We start from the raw sequence: 8,386 nt of genomic DNA on the forward strand, positions 1-8,386 counted from the left end.
TACTTAACTATAAGTATAGTTTTGGGTAGAAATGTTACAGAAGAGAATAAAATTACTATCAGAAAAACCCTCTTCTTATTAAGCCAATTAATTTCTCTGGCTGTAGTGTAATTACAAATCTAATTTTAGAAGCGTAATCTGGCTGAGTAGGTTCAAAACCTAAACTGGATTGGATTGGAAAATAAACTTCAAAAAAATTGTGGACAAAGTTTAATCTTATACCACTATCATACCTAAAAATGGCTTGTTCATTTTTGTTCTTATAGAAACCTGCATCGGCATAAGCTTCTATCCAACGCCAAATACTCATACTGTTATTTGTAGTAAACATCCATTGATTGGCGTAGGGATTTTCGAATACAGATTTAAAACCACCTTCTGCAATAATAATTTGTTGGCTTAAAAAACCCGATTTTTCCGATCGACCTAAAAAACTGTAATCAAATAAATAATCTGAGGGTCTATCTAACGAAAAACTAAAGAAATCTGTATTTGTCTTATTTGACAAGAATGTGCCTAAATAAAGCCTAAAATCATATTGTCTATTCTTATCGGTTAATTTTCTATACCTTAAATCCAATGCCAGTTTACTGAATTTATTTGCTAATTGAAAATCGATATTATAGCGTAAGTCTTCAATTATATCTGGTTTTGTGTAACCATAACGAAGGTTTAAGATACTATAATTGTCAGATTCTAATTTTGGAACACCCTGCGGAATTTCTTTGTTTACAATAATATATCTTGCAGATAAAGCATTACCACCAACATCACGTAAACTTTTTCTTTTAAACTCTACAGATGCAAACGGAGATAGCCTAACGTAGCTTAAGTTTCTATCATAATGAAAATTACTCGCACTCATTCCAATTCTGTATCTATAAACAGATGTTTCTTCAGGTATATGTTGATAAACAAAAGAAGCAGCACCAGTTACCTTACCGCTATTAGTACCATAAGTTGGTATTATTTTATACAACAACTTTTTCTTAAAAATTGCTTCGTTATACAGACTTGGACCTAAAATTAAACCATCGTATAAATTATAGCTTGCAAAAACATTATAAAAAACCTGATTGTAGTAAGGGTTTTCTACATCTTTAAAAAACCGGAATTGAACGGGCTTGTTAAACAGGCCTTTTAAGTTTTTCCAATTGTCTCTCAAATTTAGTTCAGGGTATAAATACTCGTAATTTAAGGATAAACGATCATAATCTCCTTTAGGGATAGCTATGATTGATGTTGTATCAATATTGGTTAGCCATTTTCTAAATGTAATTTCTTTTTTCTTAACACCATAAAGAGCTATGGGCACGGTTATGTTTCTTCTATTTTTAATGGTTACATGAACAGAATCTTTAGTTTGTTTTACTTTTTTGATGGTATAATCTATCTTTTTCTTAGTATTTATATAATCGCCAAAAAACCAGCTTAAATCTTTATCAGCTTTAGCGGTAATAATGTTTTTAAACAGATTGCTACTCGTTTTCTTGTTTAAACTTTTTTTATAAAACTCCTTTATGCTACCGTAAACAATACTATCGTTCAAATATTCATCTAAATATTGAAGTCCAAGACCAGCCTTGTATTTGTTAACTATTTTTCTGTTAAAATTAGATAGTGAATCTGCTTGAGTAGTTAACGCCTGATCATAATTTTTACGTGCAGCAAACTGATATACAAATGGATACTTTTCGTTAAAATTTAATTTTGCAATATTAAAAGTTCTTACACCCCATATTTTTGAAATATTACCCATAGCTTTAATTTCGGGATAATAATGTTCAACATATTTTATCATTAAAAAATTTTGTATTCCGTCAAGTATCCATGCATCTTTTCTTCGGTTTACTATAATGGTGTTTTCTAAGTATTTACGTGTAAGAGCTTTAAACATTTTAATATCCCATTCAAAAGCTCCAGAAAAGGGATTGAATATTTTTGGTAATTGGTTTAGTCCATAAATAGGATTTTTGCTATACGTTATATTATTTACCAATAATTTTTCATGAGGATATTTGCCTAAATACTTTTCTATAAAAGCCAACTCTCTATTAACAATATCTGTTTTTAATGGATTGCTTAAAACTGTACCGTTCAAATTTGTAATTACTTTTGGAATGGTTTCAAATTCAACAAAATCATTGACTACATTAATATTAAGCTCGATATCAACTCTATCCTTACCGGTTAAGTGATATGTTGTATGTGGTGGATTTATTGCTTTTGTATAATTTAAATCAGTGCTAAGATGAACACCTTGCGGAATAGAAATTTTTATGTCATACACCGAAGGCTCCATATATAAATCATCCATGTTCAAATTGCTCATGGTTTGCCAATTACCATTAAAAACAGCAGGTGTCATATACCAATACCTTAAATTATAAGTATTATTTTCCTGTCCGTACTTTGTAAATATCGAAGATGGAACTTTTGTTATGTAAGTCAATGTAAGTCTAACCGAATCTTTAGCAATTAAGGGTTCGTTTAAAACAACTTTTATGATGTCCGGTTTATTTTTATCAATAAACCATTTGTCTGATACATAATCACTTGATATATTTTTTATAAGGGTATTTCCTCTTAATTCAGATTTAGCAAAATATAGGCTTTTATCATAATCTTCAATTAACCGTTTAGACAAAGGTGTACGTCTATTCTTATAAGCGGCAGCCCAGTTGTGAAAATATAACGTATCTAAACTAACGTTTGATGTATTATGGTAAATTATCTCTTGTTGAATTTTTAACTCCTTGTTTAGATAATCAAGTTCGGCATCAATAGTTATCTTATTGCTTTGAGCATGGCAAATTAGGGCTGAAAAACAGCATATAGCGATAATGTATCTTGAAATCCTCAATTTATAGTTTAATAAATTTTAGCGTTGAGGTTGTGTTTTGTAGTTTTATATAGTAGATACCATTTGCAAGATTAGTTGCGTCTACAGTTGTAATTTGTTGATTTAATGTAACCGATTTAATTTGTTGCCCCATACCATTATATATAACAATTTGCTGGTCTAAAATACTAGCATCAACTTTTAAAGTGATATTTTTTCTTACTAAATTACCATTTACAAATTTTAAATAACCCTTAGCAAGTAAATTATTTTCAGTGCTTAACACTTTGTCTGTTTCTAGTTGCATAACAACTGGCAAATGGTCACTCATATTATATAATGCATCTCTGATAGTTTGACTAAATGTTCCGGTACAACTTACATCGTTTACGGATTTATTATAGCAATTGCCATTGTTTCCATAGGCTTTGTATGAATTTGGAGTATATTTTAAAGTAGTACTGTTTTCTAAATTCTCAGAAATTAAAATAAAATCAAACCGATCATCTATTCCACCACCAGCACCTCTGTTATCAAAATCATCATTTGAATCTCTACTCGATTGTGTATGAATATCTTGATAAGACGAATTATTATGCCAGTTACCATCTTTATCAATTGGATCCTTAAGTACGATGGCGTTTGTTGGATCTAGTAATTCTTGATAAGCACCTTCTTGACCTGTATAAAGGTTAAAATCTCCTGAAATAATAACATAATGGTCAGAAGGTATATTAATTAAAGTACTGGTAAAATCTAACACCATATCTAAACGTTTGTCTTCATTTTCAAAACCTTGGCTCGATTTTAAATGTGCCACAAAAACATCTAAATAAATTGGGTTTGTTGCCTTGTCTGGTGTATTGAGTTTAAAAAGGTAATGGTTAATATCCCTGATTCCAGTAGTAATTACATCTTGGTTTTCCAAAATTAATTTTTTGCTATTGTAAAAAACCAATTGTTGTAAATCTGTGGTAGGGTTTGATTGATTAGAAACGAAATTGGCCTTAGCATATCTATTATCAGCTGTTTGTAACGAAGTATTTAAAATAGTATTCGCCCCTTCTTCGGATTGAAGTTCGCATACCATAAACAAGTCGGGTTGATAATCGTCCAGAATAGTTTTTAAAATAGTTGATCTATTTGAAGGTGGTGCTTCGGGAAATTCCAATAAATTATAAAACATGGTCTTAATAACACCTTGGGCTTCCGTAAAGGAGCTCCAAAAAATCATTATTAATATGACAAACCTTAGTTTCACTATTGTAGAAAAATTTCTTAGAAGTTTGGACTCAAACTGTATTTCTTATAGAAGCTATTAAGCAGATCTACCACTTCTTTTTCTGTGTCAACAATTTGTATTAAGTCCATATCTTCTGGACTGGCATTTTCAAATTGATCAATAAGTACCTTTTGAACCCAATCAAAAATACCGCTCCAAAAATCTGAACCTACAAGAATTATAGGAAATCGACCTATTTTTTTAGTTTGGATAAGTGTCATGGCTTCAAAAAGCTCATCCAGTGTGCCAAATCCACCGGGCATTACTACAAACCCTTGTGCGTATTTTACAAACATTACTTTACGTACAAAAAAGTAATCGAACATTAAATTTTTATCTGGATCTATATATGGGTTGTCGTGTTGTTCAAAAGGCAGATCAATATTTAATCCAACGGACGCACCCTTGCCTCTATGGGCACCTTTGTTCCCTGCTTCCATAATTCCGGGACCACCTCCAGTAATAACACCGTAGCCATTTTGCGTAAGTTCGTACGCAATGTTCTCAGCAAGTTTATAATATTTCTGTTCAGGCTTGGTTCTAGCAGACCCAAATATACTCACACATGGGCCAATTTTACTCATTTTTTCATAACCGTTTACAAATTCGGCCATAATTTTAAATATGGCCCACGTATCATTGGTTTTTATTTCGTTCCACGTTTTATGTTGAAATTTTTCAATAATTTTTCTATCCTCATTGGAGTTTAATTCTGGCGACATATGTTTTGTAATTTTAATTATAGATAATCCTATCAGTTGCTAATGTAACTCTTTTTTTAGAAACTGTGCAGTATAACTGTTTTTCACTTTTACTATTTCTTCGGGTGTACCTGTACACAAAACTTCCCCACCGTTTTTACCACCTTCGGGGCCAATATCAATAATATAATCTGCCAATTTTACTACATCTAAATTGTGTTCAATTATTAAAACCGTATTGCCTTTATCTGTCAATTTATTTAATACTTTCATCAATACATCAATATCTTCAAAATGTAGGCCTGTTGTGGGTTCGTCTAAAATGTAGAAGGTATTTCCGGTATCTTTTTTTGAAAGTTCTGTGGCTAACTTTATACGTTGGGCTTCACCACCAGATAGAGTAGTGGACTGCTGCCCTAATGTTATATAACCTAAGCCAACATCTTTTATGGTCTTTAGTTTTCTATGTATTTTAGGAATATGCTCAAAAAATTGAACACTTTCGTCAATGGTCATATTCAACACATCTGAAATGGATTTTCCTTTATATCTAATTTCTAATGTTTCTCTATCGAAACGCTTACCCATACAGGTTTCGCACTCTACATAAACATCAGGCAAAAAATTCATTTCAATAACCCGAACGCCTCCACCTTCACAAGTTTCGCATCTTCCTTCTTTAACATTAAAAGAGAATCTGCCTGGTTTATAGCCTCTAATCAAGGCTTCCGGAGTTTTAGCAAATAAATTCCGTATCTCACTAAAAACACCAGTATAAGTGGCAGGGTTTGAACGCGGTGTCCTACCAATTGGAGACTGATTTATATCGATTATTTTATCGATATGTTTTAATCCGTCAATACTCTTGTAAGGCATTGGGGCTTTTACACCTCTGTATATATGATGATTTAAAATAGGGTACAAGGTCTCGTTAATCAGAGTAGATTTTCCACTGCCCGAAACCCCAGTAACACAAATCATTTTGCCTAGCGGTAAGGTTATAGAAACGTTTTTTAAGTTATTGCCCGTAGCTCCTTTTAAAATAATTGCTTTGCCATTGCCTTTTCTTCTTTCTTTTGGTACGGCTATTTCTTTGGTGCCATTAATGTAATCAGCAGTTAAGGTTTTGCTTTTCAGTAACTCTTTAGGAGTTGAATTGCTGATAATTTCTCCACCATGTTTTCCTGCTTTTGGACCAATATCTATAACCTGATCGGCATGTTCAATCATGTCCTTATCATGTTCAACCACCAAAACGGAATTACCTATATCTCTTAATTTTTGTAACGAATCTATTAATCTATGATTATCTCGTTGGTGCAAACCTATACTGGGTTCATCTAATATATACAAAACACCCACTAGTTGAGAGCCAATTTGTGTTGCCAGCCGAATACGTTGTGCTTCACCACCCGATAGGGTTTTTGAACTTCGGCTCAATGCCAAATAATCCAACCCTACATCCAATAAAAATTGGATTCTTGTCTCAATTTCCTTCAGAATTTCTTCGGCAATGGCTATCTGAGTTTTGCTCAGCTTGCTTTTTATTTTTTTAAACCAATCTGCCAATTGAACAATATCCATCTCGGCCAAATCTGCAATATTTTTACCTTGAATTTTAAAATGTAATGATTCTACTTTTAAACGAGAACCATCACATACCGAACAATTGTTTTCGTCCATATAAGAAGAAGCCCACCGTTTTATGGAAACCGAACTAGTTTCGTCAAATTGATATTTTATAAAGTTGGCAATACCTTCAAAATCAATAGTATAATTTCGAGTAATGCCCATTTCTTTAGAGAGTACTTCAAACTTTTCTTTACCGCCATATAATATAACATCTAACCCTTCTTTAGGTATTTTATTGATAGGCGTTGTTAATTTGAATTTATACCGTTCGGCAATTAGTTCAATTTGTTTTAAAATCCACTTGCTTTTTTGTTCGTTGATAGGTGCGATACCGCCATTAGCTATCGAAGCTTCAGGGTCAGGAATTATTTTATCAATGTTAACTTCATTTACAGTTCCTAGACCATTACAATTGTCACAAGCACCTTTTGGTGAATTAAAAGAAAATGAATTTGGCTCGGGTTTCGGATAGGAAATTCCCGTTGAAGGGCACATCAAACTTCTACTGAAATACCTAGTTTTATTGGTCTCGGTATCCAATACTAAAATGGTGTCATCACCGTGATACGTTGCGGTTTTAATGGTTTCCTCTAACCTTTTTTGTTGTTTGTTCTCAACTAATAATCGGTCAATAACTATTTCAATATCATGCGTTTTATAACGGTCTAAACGCATACCTTTTTCAATATCGATAACTTGACCATCAACACGAACCTTTACAAAACCCTGTTTAGAGATTTGTTCAAAAAGCTCACGGTAATGTCCTTTTCGGGATTTTATTACTGGGGCTAAAATAATCGCTTTTTTAGCGTCAAAATCGGTTAAAATCAAATCGATAATCTGCTCATCAGAATAACTAATCATTTTTTCACCACTATTGTAGGAGTAGGCATCAGCTGCACGTGCAAATAGCAGTCTTAAAAAATCATAAACTTCGGTAATAGTACCTACCGTTGAACGCGGACTTTTACTTGTAGTTTTTTGTTCAATAGCTATAACCGGTGACAATCCATCAATTTTATCAACATCAGGTCGCTCCAAACCGCCTAAAAATTGTCTTGCATAAGCAGAAAAAGTTTCAATATATCTTCGCTGACCTTCGGCATAAATGGTGTCAAAAGCCAATGACGATTTTCCACTACCACTCAAACCAGTTATAACAACAAGTTTTTCTCTAGGTATTTTAACATCAATGTTCTTTAAATTATGAACTCTTGCCCCTTGAACATCTATATAATTTTCTGACATATTTTATAAAAAAGTTGGAAAAACGCAAAGATAATTAATTGCGAACAGATTTTACTGTTAAATCAATTCTTAATAAGAATTATTGTCTGAATTTTACAATTTAATTATTAAATTGCATCCAAATATTTTGCAAATGAAAATAGTACATTCCATCCGCCATTTTTTTGAAAAAAGAGGTTTCGAAGTTTCTTCGAGATTAGCGGATAAATTAGGAATGAGAGTAACCAATGTAAGATTGTTTTTTATCTATATATCTTTTATTACACTGGGTTTTTGGTTCGGAATTTATTTGACAATTGCATTCTTATTAAAACTAAAAGATATGGTTTATACCAAACGCAGTTCTGTTTTTGATTTATAAGATGAACATATTCAGATCTAAGCTATATATTGCCCTATTATTATTTATTGGCGTAATTTGCCTTGGTGTTTTTGGGTATATGTACTTATCCAACGATTCTTTTATTAACGCACTTTACATGACAATAATTACCATTACCACTGTTGGTTTTGGTGAGGTACATCCGTTAAGTGAGTCCGAAAGGTTGTTTACAATTTTTTTAATATTGATGAGCGTTACCACTTTAGGTTATGCTTTATCAATATTAACACAATACGTTGCCAGTGGCGAATTCATTAAAAATCTAAAATTAAAAAAGGTGCAAAAATCAATTGAAAAAT

Annotated in this window: 6 protein-coding genes (1 of these 6 running past the window's edge); 2 read left to right on the top strand and 4 right to left on the bottom strand. The window is 32.2% G+C overall.

Translation table 11 applies throughout. From position 1 onward, the window contains the following. Positions 1-58: 58 nt before the first annotated feature. Genes U5A88_RS03415 through uvrA form a run of 4 tightly spaced genes read right to left on the bottom strand, consistent with a single transcriptional unit; the run spans position 59 to position 7,705 of the window. Entirely contained in the window at positions 59-2,863 is a 2,805-nt protein-coding gene (locus tag U5A88_RS03415; protein WP_354203790.1) for a gluzincin family metallopeptidase, read from the bottom strand. 1 nt (position 2,864) lies between these two features. Beyond that, the gene (locus U5A88_RS03420) at positions 2,865-4,076 is read right to left on the bottom strand and encodes a T9SS type A sorting domain-containing protein (protein ID WP_354203791.1); all 1,212 of its coding nucleotides are present in this window, start codon (positions 4,074-4,076) and stop codon (positions 2,865-2,867) included. A 44-nt stretch (positions 4,077-4,120) separates the two neighbouring features. Further along, on the bottom strand, positions 4,121-4,846 hold the full coding sequence (locus tag U5A88_RS03425; protein WP_354203793.1) for an LOG family protein: 726 nt from the start codon (positions 4,844-4,846) through the stop codon (positions 4,121-4,123). Positions 4,847-4,885: 39 nt separating this feature from the next. Next, positions 4,886-7,705 (bottom strand): excinuclease ABC subunit UvrA, encoded by a 2,820-nt coding sequence (gene uvrA, locus U5A88_RS03430; RefSeq protein WP_354203794.1) that lies wholly within the window; start codon positions 7,703-7,705, stop codon positions 4,886-4,888. Positions 7,706-7,838: 133 nt separating this feature from the next. Between uvrA and U5A88_RS03435 the strand changes: the two genes are divergently transcribed. Both U5A88_RS03435 and U5A88_RS03440 read left to right on the top strand, forming a co-directional pair. Then, positions 7,839-8,066, top strand: coding sequence for a PspC domain-containing protein (locus U5A88_RS03435; protein WP_354203795.1), 228 nt, complete (start codon positions 7,839-7,841; stop codon positions 8,064-8,066). A 1-nt stretch (position 8,067) separates the two neighbouring features. After that, positions 8,068-8,386 carry the start of a potassium channel family protein gene (locus U5A88_RS03440; RefSeq protein WP_354203797.1) on the top strand. Its footprint extends 680 nt past the window's final position, so the window shows 319 of its 999 coding nt (coding positions 1-319); it begins with the start codon at positions 8,068-8,070; its stop codon lies off the right edge, out of view.

This window comes from Aureibaculum sp. 2308TA14-22, assembly GCF_040538665.1.
Lineage (GTDB): Bacteria > Bacteroidota > Bacteroidia > Flavobacteriales > Flavobacteriaceae > Aureibaculum.